The sequence below is a fragment of the Stenotrophomonas sp. 93052_Sma genome (assembly GCF_056481145.1).
Genome location: NZ_CM151134.1, coordinates 3,379,087 through 3,401,265, shown reverse-complemented (window position 1 = coordinate 3,401,265; position 22,179 = coordinate 3,379,087). Strand labels below are relative to the sequence as shown.

Here is a 22,179-nt window from a genome sequence, read left to right as displayed (position 1 = left end):
GCTCCTGCTTACTGCGGGTCGCATAGTTTCAGGGCCTGTTCGGCCATCGCCAATGCGTTGGCGCGTTCTTCCTCGTCCAGCGGTCGCCCATAGGCCGTGGCCCAGTAGCCATCGGCAGCGCAGCGCGCCGCATACAGTCGGGGATCGTTGGCTTCGCCGGCGAACTCGGCCAGCATCGCACGCTTCCAGGTACGCCAATGCGCGAGCAGGGCTGGTTCCATCAGGTTGCCCAGGGTCAGGCCGATGTCGTTGTCCTGTTCCTGCTGCAGCAGATGCTCGAAATTGGCCTGCACATAGGCGCGGCTGAAACGGCCATGCCCTTCGGGGTTTTCCTGCAGCAGGGCACGCACCCGCGCTTCGAATTCGCCGATGAGCGCTCCGATGGCTTCATCCACCAGCGCCTGCTTGCTGCTGAAATGATGGAACAGCGCACCCTTGCTGACACCGGCGGCCTGTGCGACGTCCTGCACGGTCAGCGCGGCCAGGCCATTACGGCCGATCACTTCAATGGTGGCCTGCAGCAGTGACTGGCGCACGCTGTCGGGCGCCTTGCGGCGCGAGCGGGAGGGGGATGCGGACATGGCGGGAAGAAACCGACTGGACGGTACGATTGTAACGCAGGCCCGTGGTGTTACCGCGCTGCCGGCCAGGGCCGGCAGCGGAACCGTCATGCGTCGATGCGGGCGAAACGCGGCTGCGGTCCGTGTTCGCCCGGTACCTGTTCGACGAACATGGCATACGGGCGCACCCACAGGCCGCCTTCGCCATAGAGCGCGCGATACAGCACCAGTGGCTCCAGCGTCTCGCTGCTGCGGACGATATCGAGCACTTCGTACTCGCCGCCCTTGAAGTGGCGGTAGCGACCCGGGGCCAGGGTGGGTAGCGGGCTCAGCTCAGCCATGGGGTGCGCGCCTCACTCGGGCGCACCCACAGGCCGCCTTCGCCATAGAGCGCGCGATACAGCACCAGTGGCTCCAGCGTCTCGCTGCTGCGGACGATATCGAGCACTTCGTACTCGCCGCCCTTGAAGTGGCGGTAGCGACCCGGGGCCAGGGTGGGTAGCGGGCTCAGCTCAGCCATGGGGTGCGCGCCTCACTTGCGTGCCGGGCTGGCCGGCTTCGCGCAGTAGGCATCGATGGCCTCGGCGGTATTGGCCAGGCCCTGTGCCTGTGCCAGTTCCCACGGGCGTTCGCAACGCTGGCTGTGCTCGCACCACTGGTAGCCGGCCGAACCAATGCATCCGTGGGCATCGCGATCGCCGCCCACCTTCGGTATCGCAGACGAGGTGGGCGCCGCATCTGCATGTGCGGCGGCGTCGTGCTGGTTGGCGCACGCGGTCAGCACCAGCAGGGCTGGAATCAGAAGAAGCGCTTTCATCGGGCGGGCTCCGTGCCTAAAGCGACAGTGTCTGACGCAAATAGCCCTCCAGCAAGCGCTCAGTGAATGGCGGCGCGGATCAGCTCTTCAATCAGCACCAGATAGCTGGCCACGAAATAGAACTTCAGCAGCGTCCAGCGCTGCTGCGAGAAGAAGGTGCGCATGTGGAAGGGGCCCCTGTTGGTGACGGTAGTGTGAAGCTCCGTCAACTCCGTGACAAGGGTCACGGAACGCCTTCACTAAACAGCCTCAGGGATGTGAGGGTTGGGAAGCGCCCGACCGAATCCTGAGGCATTTTCGTACAAATCTGATGGGCCATCTCCGACGCGATCGATAGCCTGAGGGTGTACTGGCACGTGGCCCTGCCGCCTGTCACCGCCTCTTTCCTTCCGCAGGAGCTTCTCATGGTCTTTACCGTCCAATGCACTGCCCGGCACTGGTCCGTGTTGCATCCGAAGGCGGGTGACGCCACCCGTTACGCCCGCGGTGCCGATGCCTTCGACGCGGCCGCTGCGCTGGCCCTCGAGCACCATCGTCGCACCGGCCAGCGCAGCACGGTCCGGGTCGAGGCGCTCGGCAGCACCGTGGATGCGCTCCATATCGGGGAGTGACGCCACCGGCCGAGGCGCAGTCAGCCACGGTTGAGTTGTTTGAATGGGGAAAAAACCGCCGTGGTGCGCCCCCCTGTGCGCCGCGCCACGAATCCCGGATGCTTGCGCCATCGTATTCATCCGGAGATTCCGATGGGCAAGGCACTCACCTGGCGCACCCTGGCCTGCACGCTGCTGCCGATGCTGGCGGCCGCAGGCGGCGCGCAGGCGCAGAGCTATGGCTACGGTTATGACGACGATCGCTATGGCGGTCGTGATGGCGGCGGCATCGTCCGCTGCGAATCGATCAAGAACCGCAGCAATGAATGCCGCCTGGAAGGCCGTGCCCGGATGATCCGCCAGTTGTCCGGTTCGCCGTGCGTGGAAGGCGAGACCTGGGGGCAATCGCGCTACGGTGTGTGGGTCACCCAGGGCTGCCGTGCCGAGTTCGTTGGCGAGTACCGCCGTGGCGGTGGCTGGGGTGGTCGCCATGGCAACGGCTGGGGCAACGGTGGCAATGGCTGGGGCGGGGGTGAGGTGATCACCTGCCATTCCAACGGCCACCGCCAGGAGTACTGTGATGCCCGCATCCGTCGTGGTGTGCGCCTGGTGCGTCAGGATTCACGCAGCGCCTGCATCGAGGGCCAGACCTGGGGCTGGAACCGTCGTGGCATCTGGGTCAGCGACGGCTGCCGGGCGCAGTTCCAGGTGAATTGAGCTCGCCCATCGAAAATCAGAATAATCTGATACAGCTCACATTTTGAACGTCGTATCTTCTGTGATCAGGGCACCCCTGCGTGCCCCTGATCCGTCGCGATGAAGTCTGCCGTAACCGGCACGCCCGTCCCGCCACCGTCGATACGCTGCCTCAAGGAGTGAGCTGCATGTTGATCCGCCTGCAATGCGAGCAACGCCAATGGCGCGTGCTGCACCCGGACCGGCCGGAACCGATCGAGTTCCGCGATGGTGCCCGGGCCTACGATTTCGCTGAAACCCTTGCACGCCTCCACTTCGTCGACACCGGGCAGCGCGCTGCGGTGCGGGTGGAGGCCAGCGGTGCGTTCGTGGAAGCGGTCAGCTACGGCTGAGGGTTGGGGTTTCCGGCCAGATCATCGTTCCGGAGCCCGCCATCCACGCACGGTGGATCTACTTTGCATCTGTCTCCACGCATGGCGTGGATCGACCCCTGTTCCGCAGTAGATCCACGCCATGCGTGGATCTACTGGTGGTGACCGGCCTCAGCCCGCCGCGCTGAGCGGCGGGGTCCCGGCAGCCAGCTGCGGCCAGCGCTTGAGTACCGCCGCGCGGATGCCCGCCGCATCGATACCGGCTTCGGCCAGCAGGTCCTCACGGCTTGCGTGGTGCTGGTAACTGTCGGGCAGGCCCAGGTGCAGGATCGGGCGCAGTACGCCTTCGGCGTTGAGCAGTTCGCCGACGCCGGAGCCGGCGCCGCCGGCCACCACGTTGTCTTCGATCGTGACCAGGCCCTCGTGCTGGGCGGCCACGGCCAGCACCAGTTCGCGGTCCAGCGGCTTGATGAAGCGCATGTTGACCACGCTCAGCCCCAGTTCGCGGCCGACCTGCTCAGCGGCGGCCACGGTGCTGCCGAAGGCGAGCAGCGCGACGCGGCTGCCCTGCAGGCGCAGCTCGCCCTTGCCGATCGGCAGGGTGGACAGGTCGGTACCGGCGGCAACGCCGGTGCCGGTGCCGCGCGGATAGCGCACGGCGGCCGGGCCCGGGTGCTGCAGGCCAGTGCTGAGCATCTGCCGGCACTCGGCTTCGTTGGACGGTGCCATCACCACCATGTTCGGCACGCAGCGCAGGAAACTCAGGTCGAGGTTGCCGGCATGGGTCGCGCCGTCCGGGCCGACCACGCCGGCGCGGTCGATCGCGAACAGCACGTCCAGGTCCTGGATGGCCACGTCATGCACCAGCTGGTCGTACGCGCGCTGCAGGAAGGTGGAATAGATCGCCACCACCGGCTTGCCGCCCTGGGTGGCCATGCCGGCGGCGAGGGTGACCGCGTGCTGCTCGGCAATTGCCACGTCGAAATAGCGCTGCGGGTATTCCTTGCTGAAACGCACCAGGCCGGAGCCTTCGCGCATCGCCGGGGTGATGCCGTACAGGCGTGGCTCGGCAGCGGCGGCATCGCACAGCCAGTCGCTGAACACATCGGTGTAGGTCGGCTTCTTGGCACCGGCCTTGGCCACCAGTCCCTTGTCCGGATCGAACGGGCCGACGGCGTGGTAACCGATCTGGTCGCCTTCGGCCGGCTCATAGCCCTTGCCCTTGGTGGTCATCACGTGCAGCAGCTTCGGGCCCTTGGAGGCGCGTAACGTCTTCAGCGTGGACAGCAAGGCAGGCATGTCGTGGCCGTCGATCGGGCCGGTGTAGTGGAAGCCCATTTCCTCGAACATCGTGGACGGCACGAACATGCCCTTCCAGTGTTCTTCCCAGCGCTTCACGAAGCGCGCCGGGTTGTTTTTCTTGTCGCCGAGGATCTTCTTGCCGCCTTCGCGCAGCGCATTGAGCGTGCGACTGCCGGTGGCGCGGCCGAGCATCTTGGTCAGACCGCCGACCGCCTCGGAGATCGACATGTTGTTGTCGTTGAGGATCACCAGCAGGTTCGGCTCGGGCTCCATGCCGCCGGCGTGCATCAGTGCTTCGAACGCCATGCCGGCGGTCATTGCGCCATCACCGATCACTGCAACGACCTGGCGGTTGTCGCCTTCGGACTGGCGGGCGATGGCCATGCCGAGTGCGGCCGAGATCGAGGTCGAGGAGTGGCCGACGCCGAAGGTGTCGTACTCGCTCTCTTCGCGCTTCGGGAACGGCGCGACGCCGTCCTTCTGCTTGACGGTGTGGATCTCGTCGCGGCGACCGGTCAGGATCTTGTGCGGGTAGGTCTGGTGACCGACGTCCCAGACCAGCTGGTCCTGCGGGGTCTGGTACAGGTAGTGCAGGGCCACGGTGAGTTCGATCACGCCCAGGCCGGCGGCGAAGTGGCCGCCGCTCTTGCCCACCGACTCGATGAGGTAGGCGCGCAGTTCGTCGGCGACCGCCCTCAATTCGGATTCGTCGAACGTGCGCAGGTCATCCGGTGTCTGGATGCGCGCGAGGCGGGGATAGCGGGCAGAGTCGATCATCATGTTCGCACTTGTTCTGAACGCCCATTTTCGCCCTCAAACGGGGGTGGGGCAAGCAAACGCCGCCGCCCGTGACAGGACGGTGAGGGTTGCATTTTCAGCGATTCAGGTGCTCAGTTTTGACCGCTTGGGCAATTGCGCCTTCAGGAAGGCCATCTGGTCGGCCAGGATGTTGCGGTTGGACAGGATCAGATGCTCGATCCAGCTGGGCCGGTAAGGCACCGCCAGCAACGGCATTCCGGCCTGCTGCGGGGTGCGGTCGCTCTTGCGCGAGTTGCAGTGGAAGCAGGCGGTGACCACGTTTTCCCAGCAGTCCAGGCCACCCTTGGACAGCGGCATGACGTGGTCGCGGGTGAGCGTGGGGCGGTTGAACTGCTGGCCGCAGTACATGCACAGGTGCGCGTCGCGGGCGAACAGGGCCGGGTTGGTCAGGTTTGGCGTGGGGTCGATCGCGCGGGAGCGGGCGTGGCCGCGGGCGGCGATGATCGGGTGCAGGTCCATGCCGCTCTGCAGGCCGCTGAAGCGGTTGGTGCCGCCGTGGATGTGCAGGCAGGGATCGCCGAGTGTCCAGGCGACGGCTTCGCGGGCGTAGAGGCACGCCGCATCCTGCCAGGTGATCCAGTCCAGTACGCGTCCGTGGGCATCAAGCGAGAGCAGCCGGACCGAACCGGGGCGATGCAGCGTCGTGGCGTTGGGCGATGCTTCGGCGCCCGGAGCAGAAAACGGAGCTCCGGCTTCGATCAGACCCAAGCGTGTAGTGTCTGTCTCCATCGGGAGAACAGCTTATACCTGAATGTTGACGATTTGTGTATCGCCTGTCGGCGATACACAAATCGTCAACATTCAGGTCCACGCATTCCTCCTATCCCCCGCACCTGTCGGTGCGCCCCCTTTAGCAACCCAGCCCGCCGTTGGCGCGCTGGGTTGCCCGCGCATTCTTCCTAATCCCCGCGCCTGTCGGCGCGCCCCCTTTAACAAAAGGGGGCTTTTCTCCAGATGGATTTCGGTGGTTTCCATCCACGCATGGCGTGGATCTACGGTGTCGACCAAGGTCGACACCTACCAGCAGCAGAAATCTGTCGAGGGCGGGGTGGGTCCGGTTGCGGGGGCGTGAGCGCCATGGATGGCGCGACCGAGGCTACAGGGACGTACTTGCGCCGTCCCCCGCAATTGGACCCACCTCGCCACCCTGCAGGAAGCCAGCTCTTGCCGTTGATGTTGCTGTTGCGGTGGCCGGCCAGCGGCCGGCACTACCGCGGGTGCCGGGCGCAGCCCGGCTCAGGCGCCGAAGCGCTCGTCGTCCATCGCCATCAGCGGGGCGGCGCCGGCCTGGATCGCGGCGGCGTGGCTGAGGGTGCGCGGCAGCACGCGGGCGAAGTAGAACCGTGCGGTCTCGCGCTTGCCCTGGGCGAAAGCGGCGCCGTGCGCGCTGGCATCGGCGGCCGCCACGCTGCGGGCCCACCAGTAAGCCAGCACCACGTAGCCCGAATAGAACAGGTAGTCGTAGCTGGCCGCGCCGAGTTCGTCCGGATTGGAAGCCGAACGCTGCAGCACATCCATGGTCAGCTTGCCCCATTCGGCGGCCTTGGCGCGCAGCGGGCCGATGAACTCGGCCAGCGCTTCGTTGCCCTCGTTGGCCTTGGCGAAGGCTTCGATCTCGGCCAGCATCAGCTTCAGGCCGGCGCCCTGGCTGGACGCGGTCTTGCGGCCGATCAGGTCCAGCGCCTGGATGCCGGTGGTGCCTTCATACAGCGTGGTGATGCGCGCATCGCGGGCCAGCTGCTCCATGCCGTGTTCGCGGATGTAGCCGTGGCCACCGAAGCACTGCAGGGCGTTGTAGGTGTTCTCGATGCCCCATTCGGTCTGGCAGGCCTTGGAGATCGGGGTCAGGAAGCTCACCAGGGTGTCGGCGCGCTCGCGCTCGGCGGCATCCTCGGCGTGGTGGGCGACGTCGATCAGGGTGGCGGCGTGCAGGGCCAGCAGGCGGCTGCCCTCGACCAGTGACTTCACCGTCAGCAGCATGCGGCGCACATCCGGATGGACCAGGATCGGGTCGGCCGGCTTGTCCGGGAACTTGGCGCCGCTCAGGGCGCGCGACTGCAGGCGCTCACGGCTGTACTTCAGTGCGTTCTGGTAGGCGCGCTCGGACAGGCCGATGCCCTGCAGGCCGACGCCCAGGCGCGCGGTGTTCATCATGGTGAACATGGCCTGCAGGCCCTTGTGCGGCTGGCCGACCAGGTAGCCCTGCGCACCATCGAAGTTCATCACGCAGGTGACCGACCCCTTGATGCCCATCTTGTGCTCGATCGAGCCGCAGCGCAGTGCGTTGCGCTCGCCGACGTTGCCTTCGCGGTCGACCTTGAACTTCGGGGTGACGAACAGCGAGATGCCCTTGGCACCCGGAGGGGCGTCGGGCAGCTTGGCCAGCACCAGGTGCACGATGTTGCCGGTCAGGTCGTGCTCGCCGGCGGTGATGAAGATCTTGGTGCCGGTGATCGAGTAGCTGCCATCGGCATTCGGCTCGGCCTTGGTCTTGAGCAGGCCCAGGTCGGTGCCGCAGTGCGGCTCGGTCAGGCACATGGTGCCGGTCCAACGGCCCTCGATCAGCGGCTTCAGGAAGGCCTCGTGCTGCCAGGCCTCGCCGTGCTGCTTCAGCGCTTCGATGGCGCCGTGCGAGAGCAGCGGGAAGTTGCCCCACGCCAGGTTGGCGGCGTTGATCATCTCGTTGAGCGGCACGCCCAGGGTGTGCGGCAGGCCCTGGCCGCCCAGCTCCGGCGAGGCGGTCAGGCCGGTCCAGCCGCCATCGACGAACTGGTCGTAGGCCTGCTTGAAGCCGGGCGGGGTGGTCACTTCACCGGTGGCCTGGTCGAGCACGCAGCCGATCTCGTCGCCGACGCTGTTGAGCGGGGCCAGCACGGTGGCGCTGAAGCGGCCGGCTTCTTCCAGCACGGCATCGACCACGTCGGCGGTGGCGTCGGTGAAGCCCAGGCGGGCGAACAGGGGTTCGACCTTGAGCACATCGTGCAGGGCGAAACGGAGGTCGGAAAGCGGGGCGGTGTAGCTGCTCATCGGTACGTCTCGATTTGATCAGGGACAGGGGGAGCGGCGCCGGGCGCCGCGGCGGAAAGCGGGAGTCAGCGCAGCACGCCCGGCAGGCCCGGGGCCTGGTTGAGGGTGCTGCGGCTGCTGATGTCGAAGCTGCGCTGCTTCTTTTCCTGCGGCGTTGCTGCCACCGTTCCCTTCAGGCCATAGGCCAGGGTGCGGTTGCTGGCCAGCGCATCGGCCACCACCAGGCGTGCGGCCGAGCTGGGCACCAGATCGACCTGGATGACGTCGGCCGAGGTGCCGCCGATGGAAATGCCCGGCTTGGCCTGCAGGGTGCCGGCGTCGCTGTCGCCGACGGTCAGCGCCAGCGCGACGTCATCGAAGGTCATGGGCATGGAGCTGTAGTTCTGCAGGCGCAGGGCCACGGTCCAGTTGCCGTCGGCGCGCACGGTCAGCTGCTGCAGGCTGGCTGCCGGTTCCGAAACACGCTTGACGATGCCGTTGTTGCAGGCAACAAGGGCGAGGGTGCACAGGACGATCAAGGCGATACGGAAGCGGTGGAGCATGGGCGCAGGTCCTCTGGAGGGGTGCGTTGGATAAGCATACTACGGCGTATGGTCGTTTGGATCGCCTGTGGCGACCCGTCGCAGAGGGTAGCGCGTGAAGATGGCGGCCGGGCGTGCGCGGCGCCGGATGGCGCGCGTGGTGCGCCGGATGCGGCGCGGTTCAGTCGGTGGGCGTGTCGCGAATCGGAGCCATCAGGCGCAGTGGGCCGAGGTCGTAGCCCATCGTCTCGGCTTTCTCTTTCAACTGTTCGAACCGGGCGCGATCCATTTCCGGCAGGCGCGAGAGGATCCACAGGTACTTACGGTCCGGCTCACCGACCAACGCCCACTGATAGTCCGGGTCCAGTGCCAGGACCCAGTAGTCCGCCCAGACCAGTGGCACCCAGCTCAGCCAGTCCGGCACGAAGCGCACCTGCAACTGGCCGGGATGGCCGGCAACCGGGCGTGCAACGCCTTCAGCAACCACGCGTTCTCCGTCGCCGTTGCGGCAGGCATTGGTGACACTGATGCGGCCATCGCGGCGCAGCCCGTAGTTGGCGGTGATTTCGCCAACGCACTGCTTCTGGAACGACACCGGAAGATGCGCGATCTCGTGCCACTGGCCTGCGTAGCGGTCGATGTCCAGCGTGTCGACTGCGCGCACCGGTTCGGCGGCGATCACCGGGGAGGCGGCCAGCAGCAGGCAGGCAAGCAGGGTGGGGCGCAGAGGCATCGGCAGGCTCCAGGCAGGAGTCTGGAGCGTAGGTGCCACCGCACATGCCGGTGTAAATGTTTCGTCAACCGGGTGGTGTGGCCGCCGCTTGCGCGGAGCGCGAACAAAAAAAAGACCTGCATTTCTGCAGGTCTCTGAAGATGGTGGCCGAAGACGGAATCGAACCGCCGACACGGGGATTTTCAATCCCCTGCTCTACCAACTGAGCTACTCGGCCAAATTGTGTGGCAACCGTGATCAAACCCGGTTTCCGGAAAAAAAAAGACCCGCATTTCTGCAGGCCTTCGAAAGTGGTGGCCGAAGACGGAATCGAACCGCCGACACGGGGATTTTCAATCCCCTGCTCTACCAACTGAGCTACTCGGCCACATGTTTCGTTGCAGCGAGGTCGCTGCCAAGGACGCGTATATTACGGAGGTCGGCTGCCTTCGGCAAGCGTTTTGCCAAGATTTCTTCACATTGCCGTCTGCGCGCTCGCAAGTGCTTGATCCTCCGTTCTGGGGCGGGGTGTGGCCAGTCGATCATCGTCTGCGGTGGAAATCAGCAGATCGCCGCGATCGCCAAAGCTGCAAGGGCAAGGGCTGCGCCGGACCTGCGCCGGTCCGGGCGATGGAACGCTGTTTTCGTGGCCGCCATCGGGGATGGCTGCGGCGTAGTGTCGGCACTCCTTTCCTGATGCTGGCAACAGCAGAGACCTGGCCATGTCCGATCCCTCGACCACCTCCCGCATCGTGCTTGCGTCGCGTCCGCAGGGGGCGCCAAGTGCAGCCAACTTCCGCCTGGAACAGGTTGCGTTGCCGTCATTGGCCGATGGCGAAGTGCTGCTGCGCAACCGCTACCTGTCGCTGGACCCGTACATGCGTGGGCGCATGGACGAGGGCCCCTCGTATGCCGCGCCGGTGGCGGTGGGCGCGGTGATGGAAGGGCAGACCGTGGCCGAGGTGCTGCAGTCCAACGCCGAGGGCGTAGCCGCAGGTGAGCTGGTGCTGGCGCCGGGTGGCTGGCAGACCCACGCGGTGCTGCCGGCCAAGGCACTGGGGCGCCGCCTGGACCCGGCCGGACTGCCGCTGAGTACCGCGCTGGGCGTGTATGGCATGCCCGGCTTCACCGCCTATTCCAGCCTGCATGAAATCGCCCGTTTGAAGCCGGGTGAGACGCTGGTGGTGGCTGCCGCGACCGGGCCGGTGGGCGCGACCGTGGCCCAGCTGGCCAAGCTGCAGGGCGCGCGTGGTCGCCATCGCCGGCGGCGAAGCCAAGCGTGCCTATCTGCAGACGCTGGGCGTGGACGTGGCGCTGGATCATCGCGCCGCTGATTTCGCCGCGCAGCTGCGTGCGGCGGTGCCCAGGGGTATCGACGTGTATTTCGAGAACGTAGGCGGGCACGTGCTGGATGCAGTGCTGCCGCTGCTCAACGATTTCGCCCGCATTCCGGTGTGCGGCACCATCGCCACCTATAACGAGCGGGGCGTCGAGCAGCCCGGCCCGGACCGGTTGCCCGCACTGTTCAGCCAGATCCTGCGCCAGCGCCTGACCGTGCGTGGTTTCATCGTGCACGACTTCAACCACCTGTGGCCGGAGTTCGAACGCGAGATGCCGCAATGGCTGCGCGACGGCCGCATCCAGTACCGCGAGGATGTGGTGGAAGGGCTGGAGAATGCGCCGGAGGCGTTCTTCGGGCTGTTGCAGGGGCGCAACTTCGGCAAGCTGGTGGTGAAGCTGGATTGAGGCCTTGGCGGTGTGCCTACCAAGGTCGGCACCTACGGGAAGCTGAGTGTGCCGACCAAGGTCGGCAGCTACCGGAAGCTGGGTGTGCCGACCAAGGTCGGCACCCACGTCAGGCAGTCGAGGCCTTTTCCCGGCGCAGCAGTTCGCGCTTGCGCGCTACGCCCCAGGCATAGCCGGACAGGTCGCCATCGCGGCGCACCACGCGGTGGCAGGGCACGGCCACCGCCAACGGATTGCTTGCGCATGCGCGTGCGACGGCACGGCTTGAGCGCGGCGCGCCGATACGCGCGGCGATATCCGCATACGAGGCAGTCTGCCCACGCGGAATCTGCTGCAGCGCCTGCCACACCCGTTGCTGGAACGCGGTGCCGCGGATGTCCAGTGGCAACGTGGCGCCTCGCGAAGGATCCTCGACCAGGCCTACGACCTGTGCCACCAGTTGCTCGTAGCCCTGGTCGGCGCCCACCAGTTCGGCCTGTCGGAAGCGTTGCTGCAGCGACTGCAGCAGGGTCTCCGGATCGTCGCCGAGCAGGATCGCAACCACGCCGGTCCCGCTGCTGGCCACCAGCACGCTGCCCAGTGAGCTTTCGGCAAGCGCGAAGTGGATGACTTCGCCGCGCCCCCCTCGCGCCATTGCTTGGGCGTCATGCCCAGCAACTTCGGTGCGTTCTCGTAGAAGCGTCCACTGGAACCGAAGCCAGCGTCGTGGAAGGCGTCGGTGATGCGTTCCTGTTGTTCCAGCCCGGTGCGCAGGCGGTCGGCGCGCAGCGCGGCGGCGTACTGCTTGGGGGTCAGCCCGGTGGCCTGCTTGAACAGGCGATGCAGGCGCGTCGGGCTGCAGCCAGCGATATCGGCCAGTTCCTGCAGCGAGGGTTCGTCGAGGCTGGTCTGCAGGTGGCGGCAGACCCGTTCGATGCGGTCATCGAGGGCGGTGGTGGCGGTACTGTCCATGGCCGGATTCTGGCACGTGCCGGTGCTGCGGAAACTCCGTTTCCTGCACTCACCTGTGAGGCCCGGAAACGGAGTGTTGGCGGGCCGAACGCACGGCATCGTGGCGGCCACTTCACAACCGGTACCACGACCATGCGCCTGAACAACAAGATCGCTCTCATCACCGGTGCCAGCGCCGGTATCGGCCGCGCCAGCGCGCTGCGCTTCGCCGCCGAAGGAGCAAAGCTGGTGCTCAACGCACGGCGGCCGGAGCCGCTGCAAGCGCTGGCCGAGCAGATTCGCGCTGCCGGTGGCGAAGCCGTGGTGCATGCCGCCGACGCGGCCAACCCGGGCACGGCGCAGGCGCTGGTCGATCTGGCCCAGCAGTCATTCGGCGGCCTGGACATCGCGCTCAACAATGCCGGCATGCTCGGCCCGGGCGTGCCGGCGGCGGAGTTTCCGGTGGATGTCTGGCGCGAGGTGATGGCCACCAATCTCGACGCCGCCTTCCTTGCGGCACGCGCGCAGCTGCCGGCACTGCTGGCGCGCGGCGGCGGCTCGCTGGTGTTCGTCGGTACCTTCGTCGGCCACACCGTGGGATTCCCGGGCATGGCGGCCTATGCGTCAAGCAAGGCCGGGCTGATCGGCCTTAGCCAGGTGATCGCTGCCGAATACGGTGCGCGCGGCGTGCGCAGCAACGTACTGCTGCCCGGTGGCACCGATACGGAGATGGGCCGGCAGGCCGCACCGACCGGCGATGCCCGCGACTTCGTGCGCTCGTTGCACGCACTCAAGCGCCTCGCCGAGCCGGAGGAAATCGCCAATGCGGCGCTGTTCCTGGCCAGCGATGAGAGCAGTTTCGTTACGGGTACCGCGATGCGCGTGGAGGGTGGGGTGTCGATCACCCGTACCTGAGCGCGGTCACGTGCGTGGTGAGTAGCGAATGCCGCTGCTGGCCATGAAGCCTTTCGGATCGAAACGGGCCCAGGCTTCGCCCCAGTTGAACCGGGCTTGGCCGCCGCTCAGCTTGCGACCCAGCGCCGCACCCAGCGTGCGGCGCATGAAGGCGACTTCTGCATCGATTGCGGCCTGGGTCGGCCAGCCGTCTTCCAGTGCTGCACCGGGTAGATCGACCCCCATCGTCACCATGTCGAGCTGTTGTCCGAGGAAGCACAGGCTGATGCCAGCGGGCGCACCGCCCAGGCTGAGCCGGTGCAGGCTCAACCAGTGATAGCCGGTGCCGACATCACGCTCCCCACTTACCAAGGCGGTAAAGGCGATGCGCGCTTCATCCAGTGAGAGCGTGGGGCAGATCAAGGCCGGCAGATTGCCGAGCTGGATGCTGCCGTCGGTCGCATCGAGGCGCATCGGCACGGCGTGTGCTGCGTGCTGGGCAGAAGAGGGCATGGCATACCGGTGGGCGTGGTGCCTCGGATTCTGGCTGCAGGGGGCCGCAGCGGCAAGCCAGTGCCTGCACATGACGTTGGCACAGGACTGACCTGTGGCTTACCCGGCAACCTCTAGCGTGATGGGCAACGTTGGCGTTCCGCCGGCGAGGGAGATTTCAATGAACGAGCGAGGCAAGGATCAGGACCCGAAGCAGGGCATCCAGGAAAGCCGCCAGGACAGGAAGCAGGACGACGTGGCCAAGCAGCGGCCGGGGCAGCGCGATCAACAGGTGCGCGATACGCACTCGCGCAGCCCGCAGCGCAAGGACGGCGGCGAGGAGCCGGCCTGAGCCGGGGGGGCTGAAAAGAAAAAACCCGCAGATCACGGAGATCTACGGGTTCTTCTGAATAGTGGTGGAGCCAAGGAGGATCGAACTCCTGACCTCGTCATTGCGAACGACGCGCTCTCCCAGCTGAGCTATGGCCCCACGGCAGGGCTTCAGTCTAGCCAAGCGCCTGCCGCTTGCCAAGCCGATCAAAGGAATTCCATGTCGAGACGCGAGGCACATCAGCGGGTGACTGTGCCGAAACCGCTTGTTTCGCCGGGTTTGGGTGCTGCGCAACGAAATCGTAACAATTTGGGGGATAATGGCGGCTTGCGCAGTTATCCTCCTTTTTGCCGCCCGGCTCGCGCAGGCCGCACGGACGCCTCCTCAGAGCATTTCATGCCCTCCCATTCCGATTCCCGCCGCCTGTCGGGTATGTCGTCTTCTTTTGTTTCCTTCCGCCGCCATCCGCTGGCCCTGGCCTGTGCCGGCCTGGCCCTGGTCGGCAGCTTCGGCGCCGCCGCACAGGACAGCGCGCCGACCCCGACCGGCCTGGACACGATCACCGTGACCGCCGAACACCGTGAGCAGAACCTGCAGGAAGTGCCGGTCTCGGTGGGCGTGGTGCAGGGCGAGCGCATGCGCGACTTCACCGCCGGCGGCGACGACACCCTGCTGGCGCTGTCCGGCCGCGTGCCGAGCCTGTATGCGGAAACCACCACTGGCCGCATCTTCCCGCGCTTCTACATCCGTGGCCTGGGCAACATCGACTTCTACCTCGGTGCCTCGCAGCCGGTGTCGATCATCCAGGACGACGTAGTGCTGGAACACGTGGTGCTGAAGTCCAACCCGGTCTATGACGTGGACCAGGTGGAAGTGCTGCGCGGCCCGCAGGGCTCGCTGTTCGGCCGCAACACCACCGCCGGCATCATCAAGTTCGATACCCTGAAGCCGACCCAGGACTACACCGGCCGCGTCAGCGCCAGCTATGCGACCTACAACAGCGTGTCGATCGACGGCGGCTTCGGCGGCCCGATCAACGACATCGCCTCGTTCCGCGTGTCGGCCCTGTACCAGCACCGCGACGACTACGTCGACAACACCTACAAGGGCCCGAGCGCCGACGGCACGGTCAGCCCGAAGAAGAACGCCATGGGCGGCTTCGATGACCGCAACGTGCGCGCGCAGCTGCTGCTGACCCCGAGCGACCAGTTCTCGATCCTGGCCTCGGCCCACGCCCGTGATTACGAAGGCACCTCAACCCTGTTCCTGCGCGGTGCGCTGACCAAGGGCTCGAACAAGACCGACGTGCCGCGCGACAAGGTCGCCTACGACGAAGCCGGCAACAACCCGCAGGCGTACAAGACCTATGGCGGTTCGGTGAAGGCGCGTTATGACTTCGGCGCGATCGACTTCACTTCGATCACCGCCTACGAAACCACCTCCGGCTACAGCCGTGGCGACACCGACGGCGGCGCCGCGGTGAACTTCCCGGTGAACGGCGTGCCGAACGGCTACGGCCAGTCGATGGGCCGCATCCGTGATCTGGACCAGTGGACCCAGGAATTCCGCCTGGCCAGCCATGACGACAGCGCCCTGCAGTGGCAGGCCGGTGCGTTCTACTTCAACGGCAGCGACACCACCGACTTCTACCAGCGCGCGTGGTTCCTGCAGGGCGCCGCCCGCAACCCGAACAACTGGGTGCGCCTGCGTAACAAGAACACCTCGTGGGCCGGGTTCGGCCAGATCAGCTACGCCTTCACCGACAAGTTCACCGTCACTGCCGGCCTGCGCCAGACCAAGGACGAGAAGCACACCCGCCTGCTGAAGACGGCTGACACTGCCGCTGGCGTGGTCACCTACAAGGGCCGCACCGACGTCAAGATGTCCGACACCACCCCGAGCTGGGATCTGAGCGCGATGTATCAGATCACGCCGGACGTGAGCGTCTACGCCAAGGTCGCACGCGGCTTCCGCGGCCCGACCATCCAGGGCCGTTCGGCGGTGTTCAATGCCGACTTCACCACCGCTGATTCCGAGACCATCCTGTCCTGGGAAGCGGGCGTGAAGAGCAGCCTGTGGGACAACCGCCTGCGCCTGAACGCCACCGCGTTCACCTACACCGTCAACGACATCCAGCTCAACGGCAACGATTCGGACGGCAACGGCGTGCTGTTCAACGCCGACAAGGCCAAGGCCTACGGTTTCGAAGCGGACATGGAGCTGCGTCCGATCCCGAACCTGACCCTGAGCGCCGGCCTGAGCCTGCTGCACAGCGAGATCAAGGACAAGCGCGTGTACGCGCAGGTCTGCGGCCTCAATGGCCAGGTGGTCTGCACCGTCGGCGACCCGACCATCAAGGTCGGTGCCAACACCTTCGCGCAGATCGACGGCAACCCGCTGCCGAACGCGCCGAAGTACAACGTCAACCTGGCGGCCCGCTACGACTTCCCGGTGAGCGACGCCGGCACCATGTTCGTCTCCACCGACTGGAACAAGCAGGGTTACACCAGCTTCGTGCTGTACGACAGCAAGGAGTTCAACTCCAAGGGTGACTTCGAGGGTGGCCTGAAGATCGGCTACTCGGGCAACTACGGTGCCTACGAAGTGGCGCTGTTCGCGCGCAACATCACCAACGAGAAGAACCTCAAGGGTGTGATCGAGAACTACATGGCCGCGGTCTACAACGAGCCGCGTACCGTCGGTGTCTCGCTGAACATGAACTGGTAAGCCCACCCCGTCGTGTAACGGAAACGGCGCTCATCGAGCGCCGTTTTTCGTTGCTGGCCAGGCATCATCCGTGCTCAAGGCGTGGCGCTGACACCCTTGCCCAGCGCTGCATCGGACGGCGCACTGGGGCCCAGCACCTGCAGCTGCATCGCCTCCATCCGCTCCAGTACCTTGCGCTGCTTGCCGTTGAGGCCGCGCGAGGTGATTGCGATGTGCTTGCGTGCAGCGTCCAACGGCGCGGGTTGGTAGTGCACCCTGAAGCGGCGCAGGGCGCAGCCCGTCAGCTTGTCGACCGGTGCGCAGTCGTTCGCGTTGAAATCGATATCGCCGTCGGCGGCAACAATGAAGGGGCTGAGCAGGATCTGCCCTTCGTGGGCAGTGAAGGCCAGTGGCGCGTGGGCCTTGGCGATGACCGCCTGGATGCGTACGGCAGGGATGTCTTCAGGGACGATCCTGTCATCCCAGTAGCCTTCGGTGGGGCGCGAGGTTTCATAGTTCTGGGTGCCCCATGCCACGCAGTTGCCGGAAGCCACGTGCACCGAGATGCAGACCTGCTGGGAGTGCTGATCGGTCAGGACGCCCGGTGGTACCCAGACCTTCTTCCAGGAATAGAAACGGTAGTCGACGTCGGCAAGGCGGGTGGCGCCGATGTCCTTCGATACTTCGTCCATGGTCCCCAGCGGCTTCAGCTTGGCCACGCGGGTGTTCAGGCGGTAGTTCTCCGCACCGTTCAGCAGATAGGTGCCCGGCGGAATCAGATGCACCTCGAACACGTCCATCAACACCGTCCGCTGCGGGCCGGTTTCCAGTTCGTTGGTGTTGAACAGCTGCACATAGCCCTGGGAGGGAATGTCCTTGTGCTGGAAGGACACCCGCGTCGAGAACCCGGGCAGGTCGGTCGAGCGGTTGCCCAGATGAAAGCCGGGGACCGGAGAGCCGACGCCTGGCCCGCCGTTGTGCACGACATACGGGGCCGGCACCAGCACGGCAACCAGACCATCGCGGGTGGCACCGTCAATGATGTCCACCAGCTTGGCTGTGTTCTCCTTTTCCTGTGCATAGGAAAGCGGTGCGGCCTGCCCAGCGCATGCCAGGACCAACGGGGTTAGCAGCAGTGCGCAGGCGGTCGCGATCTTGAGGGTCTGCATCGACGTCTCCTTGTCAGTACCGGCAAACCCTAGCACGGCCCCAGCAGGCCTGAGGTGCACGGCGCCGGCGTGGTCCGGCGCCTTGTGCCATCAACGTGCCGGCAGCAGCGCCTGCAACCGCGATTCCAGTTCCTGCTGGCGCCAGCCGGCCAGTGCTGCCGGCCATTGGCGGCGTTCCAGATAGCTTTCCAGATGCTTGCGGGAGGCCAGCACGCCATCCGGCAGGCCCAGCTCGCGGCTGCGCTCGGCCACCGCGTCTTGAAGCTTCTTCACCGCCTGCTTGTTGCTGTCGTTGGCGGGTAGCGCCAGCGGTGCCCCGGCCTCATCGGCCAGCGGTGTGGACAGCGCCTGCCAGACCGCGCCGGCAAGCTTGCGCGGTGCCTTCGGGAACTGCTCGAACAGCTTGCCCAGCGCAGCCTCGTCGGCCGGTGGCGTGCGCGCCAGGGTGGTGGCCAGTTCGTTGTCCAGGATCCAGCTTCGCGGGCGGTCGCTGTTGCGTGCCTGTACATCACGCCAGCGCAGCAGGCGCAGCAGGCGGTGCTGTGCGGCCGCGTCGAGGAACTGCGCCGAGCGCATCGCCAGATGCGGCCAGCGGTCTTCGTCATTGGCGACGCTGGCCAGCAGGCGCTCGCCATCGTCGTGCAGCCACTGCTGGCGGCCGAGTGCCTGCAGCTTGGCATCAATGGCGTCATGCAGCGCGAACAGGTGCTCGACGTCGTCGGCGGCATACTGCAGCTGCGACTCCGAAAGCGGGCGGCGCATCCAGTCCGAACGGGTTTCGCCCTTGGCCAGGGCGACGCCGGTGATTTCCGCCACCAGCTTCTGGTAGCCCATGCCGCCGCCGATGCCGGCCAGCGCAGCACCGATCTGGGTGTCGAACAGCGGCCGTGGCAGCACGCCGCACGCCCACTTGAAGGCGACCAGGTCTTCGCTGGCGCTGTGCATCACCTTGGTGATGGATTCATCGCCCAGCCACGGCGCCAGCGCCTCGGTCATGCCGGGAATCAGCGGGTCGATCAGCAGGATGTCCTGCCCGATCGCCATCTGCACCAGGGCCAGCTGCGGCCAGAAGGTGCGTTCACGGATGAATTCGGTGTCCAGGCCGATGCGGGTCGGGCGCTGCTGGAAGTACGCATCCAGCTCGGCGGGGGTGGTGATCCAGGTTGCCACGGGTCAGGGCCTACTACTCGGGTTTGCTCAGGCAGGGGAGAATAGCCTAACGTCGGTGCGCGTCCGTGCCGAAGGAGGCTCTGCTTGCGTTTTTCGTTGTCGCCCGTGCTGTGCACCGCCCTGGCCTTGGCCCTGGCCGGCTGCACGCCGTCGCCCCCCACGGCAACGGACCGGAGTGCCGGGGAACAGGCGCGCCCGTCCGCGGACGCAGACAGCGACGAGCGCCCGCAGGCCGGGCAGGGCAGCGTGACCATCGCCGGTGAGGATGCCGCCGAGGATGTACAGCAGTGGACGCCGCCGCGGGTGGACCGCCAGGGCCGCAGCCTGGCCCAGTTGCGCCGCGCGGCCGAGCAGGCGTTCGCCGAAGGACGGCTCTATGAGGATGCCGATGCCGCCATCCCGCTGTGGCTGGCGGTACAGGAAGAGGATCCGGATGACCGCCAGGCCCGCCAAGGCCTGCAGCGCGCCCGCCAGCGCCTGCAGCAGCAGGCGGATGCGTTGCTGGTGCGGCCGCTGAAGCAGCGCGAGGCGCTGGCCGAGGCCAGCCGCCAGGCGCTGGTGCTGCTGACCCTGGCGCCGAAGGACGAGAAGGTGCGTGCGCTGCAGGGACGGGTGGAGCTTGCCCAGCGGGTCGTGGCCTATAACCGCGCCGGCGAAGAGGACCTGCGCTCGGACCGGATCGGTGAAGACGGGGACGGGGCCATCGGCAACTTCCGTGAGGCACTGGCACTGGATGAGGACAACAGCCGCGCACGGCAGGGACTGGCCGCGGCCGAAAGTGGACTGATCCGCCGCGCCGAAGACGCGGCACGCACGCGTGATTTCGCCAGCGCCGGCACCTGGCTGGCCGAAGCGAGCAAGGTGCGCGACTCGTCGCCCACCATCGCCGACGCGTTCGAGCGCATCGAGCAGATCCGTGCGGCGGCATTGCTGCAGCTGCGCGATGACGGCCTGCGCGACCTGTCCACGCCGCAGGGCCTGAAGCCGGCGCGCGAGAAACTGGCCGAGGCCCTGCGCATCGCCCTGCCGGGAGACGCGGTGGTGGCCCAGCTGCGTGAGCGTATCGACCTGGCCACCCACTACGGCAGCTTCCGCCCTGGACAGGTGTTCAGCGACGCCATGCGCGATGGCGGACGCGGGCCGCAGATGGTGGTGGTGCCGCATGGCGGTTTCCAGATGGGCGCCGGCGATGCCGAGCCGGGCTCGAGCGATGCCGAGCGACCATCGCACTATGTGCGCTTTGATCGAGGCTTTGCGATGGCGATCACCGAGGTCACGGTCAGCGATTTCCAGCGCTACGTGAAGGCGACCAATGCGCGCCCACGGGCGACGCGGCGCGGCCATTCGGTGGTCTATGACGAACGCAGCGGCAACTTCATCCGGCGCAGCGGCGTGGACTGGCGCTCGGATTACGACGGTGGCCGCGCGATGGCCAATTCGCCGGTGATGCACGTCAGCATCCGCGATGCCGAAAACTATGCGGCGTGGTTGTCCGAGCAGACCGGGCGCAGCTACCGGTTGCCCAGTGAAGCAGAGTTCGAGTACGCGCTGCGCGGTGGCAGCAGTGGTCGCTACCCCTGGGGCGATGCCGGCACGCCGCCGCCGGGCAGCGGCAATTTCACCGGCAGCAAGGACGTGTCGCCGTCCGGGCGGCATTGGCACAACGCCTTCATCGGCTATGGCGATGGCTGGTGGGGGCCGGCACCGGTAGGGAGTTTCCAGGCCAATGCCTTCGGCCTGCACGACATGGGCGGCAATCTCAGCGAATGGGTGGCCGATTGCTGGCATGCCAGCTACCGGCGCGCCCTCCGATGGCGCCGCCTGGTTCAACCCGGGCTGCCGCGCACGGGTGATCCGGGGCGGCAACTGGGCCAATGCGCCGGAGCAGACCCGTGCCGCCTGGCGGCAATCCCAGGACTCGGATACCACCAACGCGCGCATCGGCTTCCGCCTGGTGCGCGGCATCTGATCGGCGGCCGGCTTCACCCGTTGCTGGCATCGGCGCACTAAGATTGCGCCGTGCCCGCCGGCCGGCGGGGCCCGCTGGAAGCCGACCCGATGCGCAATGATCCCTTCTCCCGCTCGCCGCAAGGCCCGCAACGGCGCGGCCTGTTCGGCAACATCCGCTGGTGGGTGCTGTTGCTGGCCGCCGGCTATGCGGTCTTCTACTGGTTTTCCAACCGCACGGTGGATCCGTATACCGGCGAGAAGGTGATGATCGACAGCAGTCTGGATGCGCGGCAGGAGACCGCTTTGGGGCTGCAGGCCTACCAGCAGATCCTGTCGCAGGAACGGCCGATGGATCCCAATGCGCCGATCGCGCGATGTGCGCGACATCGCCCAGCGGCTGATTGCCAAGGTCGATGTGGTGGAGACCGCGCTGGCCCAGGAGCACGGCGTGCAGCCGGCGCATTTCGCGCGGGATTTCCAGTGGGAAGTGAATGTGATCCCATCCGAGCAGGCCAACGCGTTCTGCCTGCCGGGCGGCAAGATGGCGGTCTACACCGGGCTGGTGCCGGTGGCGCGCACCCGTGATGCGATGGCGGTGGTGATGGGCCATGAGATTGCCCATGCGCTGCTGCGCCACGGTGCACAGCGCATGGCCCAGCAGAAGCTGACCCAGATCGGGCAGGTGGCCGGCGCCGCCAGCGGCATGGATGCGCAGCAGCAACAGATGATGATGTCGGCGATGGGTTATGGGTATCTGCTGCCGTATGCGCGCAGCCACGAGACGCAGGCCGATGAAGTGGGGCTGATGCTGGCCGCGGCAGCGTGCTTCGATCCACGCGAGGCGGTGCCGCTGTGGCAGCGCATGGGCCAGGCCAGCGGTGGCCAGTCACCGCCGGAATTCTCCTCGACCCATCCCAACCCGGGTACCCGCATCCAGAACCTGCAGGCGTTGATGCCGAAGGCGCTTGAGTACCGGCAGAAGTTCTGCGAGCAGGCAAAGTAGAGGGTTGTTCGGCAGGGCTGCGCCCTGCACCTGCCGAAGCAACAGCAACAGCGTGCATTCCGTGGGATGGCGGGGTGGGTCCGGTTGCGGGGGCCGCTGCAAGTCCCCCTCCGGGGCCCGGCCCAGCCGCTGGCGGCTGTGCGTTCGGGCGCTTGCGAAGCAGTGCTTCGCAAGCAAAGCGCCCTCACCCATGTAAGCTCGGTCGCCGCTTGCTCGTGTGCGCAGTCCTGCGCACACGGCAAGACCGGGGTTGGGCGTCGTGCCCAACCCGCCCGAGGCATGCCTCGGGCCCATGCGGCTTACGCCCCCGCAACCGGACCCACCCCGCCTTCGACAGATTCTCGCAATCTGTTCGCTCTTCTGTAGAGCCGAG

18 protein-coding genes, 3 tRNA genes and 4 pseudogenes are annotated in these 22,179 nt (G+C 66.6%); 9 read left to right on the top strand and 16 right to left on the bottom strand.

Going from position 1 to position 22,179, the window contains the following annotated elements; genetic code table 11:
• Positions 1-8: 8 nt before the first annotated feature.
• The 4 genes from ACZK2V_RS16030 to ACZK2V_RS16015 form a co-directional block, all read right to left on the bottom strand.
• Positions 9-581 (bottom strand): TetR/AcrR family transcriptional regulator, encoded by a 573-nt coding sequence (locus ACZK2V_RS16030; RefSeq protein WP_049401207.1) that lies wholly within the window; start codon positions 579-581, stop codon positions 9-11.
• 86 nt (positions 582-667) lie between these two features.
• Positions 668-901, bottom strand: coding sequence for a DUF1653 domain-containing protein (locus ACZK2V_RS16025; protein ID WP_049423874.1), 234 nt, complete (start codon positions 899-901; stop codon positions 668-670).
• Positions 889-1,080, bottom strand: coding sequence for a DUF1653 domain-containing protein (locus ACZK2V_RS16020; RefSeq protein ID WP_486322583.1), 192 nt, complete (start codon positions 1,078-1,080; stop codon positions 889-891). Before ACZK2V_RS16020 ends, ACZK2V_RS16025 begins: the two co-directional genes overlap by 13 nt.
• A 12-nt stretch (positions 1,081-1,092) precedes the next feature.
• Positions 1,093-1,377, bottom strand: a complete 285-nt coding sequence (locus tag ACZK2V_RS16015) for a hypothetical protein (protein WP_071229150.1) — start codon at positions 1,375-1,377, stop codon at positions 1,093-1,095.
• A gap of 404 nt (positions 1,378-1,781) precedes the next feature.
• Between ACZK2V_RS16015 and ACZK2V_RS16010 the strand changes: the two genes are divergently transcribed.
• The 3 genes from ACZK2V_RS16010 to ACZK2V_RS16000 all read left to right on the top strand — a co-directional run bounded on the left by ACZK2V_RS16010 (position 1,782) and on the right by ACZK2V_RS16000 (position 3,055).
• Positions 1,782-1,988 (top strand): hypothetical protein, encoded by a 207-nt coding sequence (locus ACZK2V_RS16010; protein ID WP_049423877.1) that lies wholly within the window; start codon positions 1,782-1,784, stop codon positions 1,986-1,988.
• A 132-nt stretch (positions 1,989-2,120) separates the two neighbouring features.
• Positions 2,121-2,684, top strand: a complete 564-nt coding sequence (locus tag ACZK2V_RS16005; RefSeq protein ID WP_486322582.1) for a DUF3011 domain-containing protein — start codon at positions 2,121-2,123, stop codon at positions 2,682-2,684.
• A gap of 167 nt (positions 2,685-2,851) precedes the next feature.
• Positions 2,852-3,055: a hypothetical protein gene (locus ACZK2V_RS16000; RefSeq protein ID WP_005417823.1), complete on the top strand. Its 204-nt coding sequence runs from the start codon at positions 2,852-2,854 to the stop codon at positions 3,053-3,055.
• 150 nt (positions 3,056-3,205) lie between these two features.
• Here ACZK2V_RS16000 and dxs read toward each other — a convergent pair whose 3' ends face one another.
• The 7 genes from dxs to ACZK2V_RS15965 all read right to left on the bottom strand — a co-directional run bounded on the left by dxs (position 3,206) and on the right by ACZK2V_RS15965 (position 9,803).
• Positions 3,206-5,113 carry a 1-deoxy-D-xylulose-5-phosphate synthase gene (gene dxs, locus ACZK2V_RS15995; protein WP_032130306.1) on the bottom strand — a complete coding sequence of 636 codons (1,908 nt, stop codon included), beginning with the start codon at positions 5,111-5,113 and terminating at the stop codon, positions 3,206-3,208.
• 105 nt (positions 5,114-5,218) lie between these two features.
• Complete coding sequence (locus ACZK2V_RS15990) at positions 5,219-5,884, bottom strand: HNH endonuclease (RefSeq protein ID WP_019336875.1); 666 nt, start codon at positions 5,882-5,884, stop codon at positions 5,219-5,221.
• Positions 5,885-6,391: 507 nt separating this feature from the next.
• Entirely contained in the window at positions 6,392-8,182 is a 1,791-nt protein-coding gene (locus ACZK2V_RS15985) for an acyl-CoA dehydrogenase C-terminal domain-containing protein (RefSeq protein WP_201116893.1), read from the bottom strand.
• A gap of 65 nt (positions 8,183-8,247) precedes the next feature.
• A complete protein-coding gene (locus ACZK2V_RS15980; RefSeq protein ID WP_049401709.1) occupies positions 8,248-8,724 on the bottom strand; it encodes an LEA/WHy family protein in 477 nt (158 codons plus the stop codon).
• A gap of 160 nt (positions 8,725-8,884) precedes the next feature.
• Entirely contained in the window at positions 8,885-9,436 is a 552-nt protein-coding gene (locus ACZK2V_RS15975; protein ID WP_164081267.1) for a lipocalin family protein, read from the bottom strand.
• A gap of 141 nt (positions 9,437-9,577) precedes the next feature.
• A tRNA-Phe gene (locus tag ACZK2V_RS15970) sits at positions 9,578-9,653 on the bottom strand.
• Positions 9,654-9,727: 74 nt separating this feature from the next.
• A tRNA-Phe gene (locus tag ACZK2V_RS15965) sits at positions 9,728-9,803 on the bottom strand.
• 334 nt (positions 9,804-10,137) lie between these two features.
• On the opposite strand from ACZK2V_RS15965, the pseudogene ACZK2V_RS15960 reads away from it, so the two are divergent.
• Positions 10,138-11,161: pseudogene (locus tag ACZK2V_RS15960) on the top strand (NADP-dependent oxidoreductase).
• A 109-nt stretch (positions 11,162-11,270) separates the two neighbouring features.
• Here the strand turns inward: ACZK2V_RS15960 and ACZK2V_RS15955 are convergent.
• Positions 11,271-12,112: pseudogene (locus ACZK2V_RS15955) on the bottom strand (bifunctional transcriptional activator/DNA repair enzyme AdaA).
• 132 nt (positions 12,113-12,244) lie between these two features.
• Between ACZK2V_RS15955 and ACZK2V_RS15950 the strand changes: the two are divergent.
• A complete protein-coding gene (locus tag ACZK2V_RS15950; RefSeq protein ID WP_486322581.1) occupies positions 12,245-13,006 on the top strand; it encodes an SDR family oxidoreductase in 762 nt (253 codons plus the stop codon).
• Between the two features lie 6 nt (positions 13,007-13,012).
• On the opposite strand, the gene ACZK2V_RS15945 is transcribed toward ACZK2V_RS15950, so the two are convergent.
• On the bottom strand, positions 13,013-13,498 hold the full coding sequence (locus ACZK2V_RS15945) for a hypothetical protein (RefSeq protein WP_049423886.1): 486 nt from the start codon (positions 13,496-13,498) through the stop codon (positions 13,013-13,015).
• A 160-nt stretch (positions 13,499-13,658) separates the two neighbouring features.
• Between ACZK2V_RS15945 and ACZK2V_RS15940 the strand changes: the two genes are divergently transcribed.
• Positions 13,659-13,829, top strand: a complete 171-nt coding sequence (locus ACZK2V_RS15940) for a hypothetical protein (RefSeq protein WP_165929940.1) — start codon at positions 13,659-13,661, stop codon at positions 13,827-13,829.
• Positions 13,830-13,891: 62 nt separating this feature from the next.
• Here the strand turns inward: ACZK2V_RS15940 and ACZK2V_RS15935 are convergent.
• Positions 13,892-13,967: transfer RNA gene (locus tag ACZK2V_RS15935), tRNA-Ala, on the bottom strand.
• A 237-nt stretch (positions 13,968-14,204) separates the two neighbouring features.
• On the opposite strand from ACZK2V_RS15935, the gene ACZK2V_RS15930 reads away from it, so the two are divergent.
• Complete coding sequence (locus ACZK2V_RS15930) at positions 14,205-16,535, top strand: TonB-dependent receptor (protein WP_486322580.1); 2,331 nt, start codon at positions 14,205-14,207, stop codon at positions 16,533-16,535.
• 74 nt (positions 16,536-16,609) lie between these two features.
• On the opposite strand, the gene ACZK2V_RS15925 is transcribed toward ACZK2V_RS15930, so the two are convergent.
• Both ACZK2V_RS15925 and rnd read right to left on the bottom strand, forming a co-directional pair.
• Entirely contained in the window at positions 16,610-17,683 is a 1,074-nt protein-coding gene (locus ACZK2V_RS15925) for a hypothetical protein (protein ID WP_032130293.1), read from the bottom strand.
• A 90-nt stretch (positions 17,684-17,773) separates the two neighbouring features.
• The gene (rnd, locus tag ACZK2V_RS15920; RefSeq protein ID WP_049423888.1) at positions 17,774-18,853 is read right to left on the bottom strand and encodes a ribonuclease D; all 1,080 of its coding nucleotides are present in this window, start codon (positions 18,851-18,853) and stop codon (positions 17,774-17,776) included.
• 84 nt (positions 18,854-18,937) lie between these two features.
• Here rnd and ACZK2V_RS15915 point away from each other — a divergent pair.
• Positions 18,938-20,822: pseudogene (locus tag ACZK2V_RS15915) on the top strand (SUMF1/EgtB/PvdO family nonheme iron enzyme).
• Between the two features lie 89 nt (positions 20,823-20,911).
• A pseudogene (locus ACZK2V_RS15910) lies at positions 20,912-21,806 on the top strand (M48 family metallopeptidase).
• Positions 21,807-22,179 lie beyond the last annotated feature (373 nt).

Bases quoted from the DNA above. Each gene is read 5' to 3' on its own strand.
- ACZK2V_RS16030 (WP_049401207.1), bottom strand. From the start codon at position 581: ATGTCCGCATCCCCCTCCCGCTCGCGCCGCAAGGCGCCCGACAGCGTG.
- ACZK2V_RS16025 (WP_049423874.1), bottom strand. From the start codon at position 901: ATGGCTGAGCTGAGCCCGCTACCCACCCTGGCCCCGGGTCGCTACCGC.
- ACZK2V_RS16020 (WP_486322583.1), bottom strand. From the start codon at position 1,080: ATGGCTGAGCTGAGCCCGCTACCCACCCTGGCCCCGGGTCGCTACCGC.
- ACZK2V_RS16015 (WP_071229150.1), bottom strand. From the start codon at position 1,377: ATGAAAGCGCTTCTTCTGATTCCAGCCCTGCTGGTGCTGACCGCGTGC.
- ACZK2V_RS16010 (WP_049423877.1), top strand. From the start codon at position 1,782: ATGGTCTTTACCGTCCAATGCACTGCCCGGCACTGGTCCGTGTTGCAT.
- ACZK2V_RS16005 (WP_486322582.1), top strand. From the start codon at position 2,121: ATGGGCAAGGCACTCACCTGGCGCACCCTGGCCTGCACGCTGCTGCCG.
- ACZK2V_RS16000 (WP_005417823.1), top strand. From the start codon at position 2,852: ATGTTGATCCGCCTGCAATGCGAGCAACGCCAATGGCGCGTGCTGCAC.
- dxs (WP_032130306.1), bottom strand. From the start codon at position 5,113: ATGATCGACTCTGCCCGCTATCCCCGCCTCGCGCGCATCCAGACACCG.
- ACZK2V_RS15990 (WP_019336875.1), bottom strand. From the start codon at position 5,884: ATGGAGACAGACACTACACGCTTGGGTCTGATCGAAGCCGGAGCTCCG.
- ACZK2V_RS15985 (WP_201116893.1), bottom strand. From the start codon at position 8,182: ATGAGCAGCTACACCGCCCCGCTTTCCGACCTCCGTTTCGCCCTGCAC.
- ACZK2V_RS15980 (WP_049401709.1), bottom strand. From the start codon at position 8,724: ATGCTCCACCGCTTCCGTATCGCCTTGATCGTCCTGTGCACCCTCGCC.
- ACZK2V_RS15975 (WP_164081267.1), bottom strand. From the start codon at position 9,436: ATGCCTCTGCGCCCCACCCTGCTTGCCTGCCTGCTGCTGGCCGCCTCC.
- ACZK2V_RS15950 (WP_486322581.1), top strand. From the start codon at position 12,245: ATGCGCCTGAACAACAAGATCGCTCTCATCACCGGTGCCAGCGCCGGT.
- ACZK2V_RS15945 (WP_049423886.1), bottom strand. From the start codon at position 13,498: ATGCCCTCTTCTGCCCAGCACGCAGCACACGCCGTGCCGATGCGCCTC.
- ACZK2V_RS15940 (WP_165929940.1), top strand. From the start codon at position 13,659: ATGAACGAGCGAGGCAAGGATCAGGACCCGAAGCAGGGCATCCAGGAA.
- ACZK2V_RS15930 (WP_486322580.1), top strand. From the start codon at position 14,205: ATGCCCTCCCATTCCGATTCCCGCCGCCTGTCGGGTATGTCGTCTTCT.
- ACZK2V_RS15925 (WP_032130293.1), bottom strand. From the start codon at position 17,683: ATGCAGACCCTCAAGATCGCGACCGCCTGCGCACTGCTGCTAACCCCG.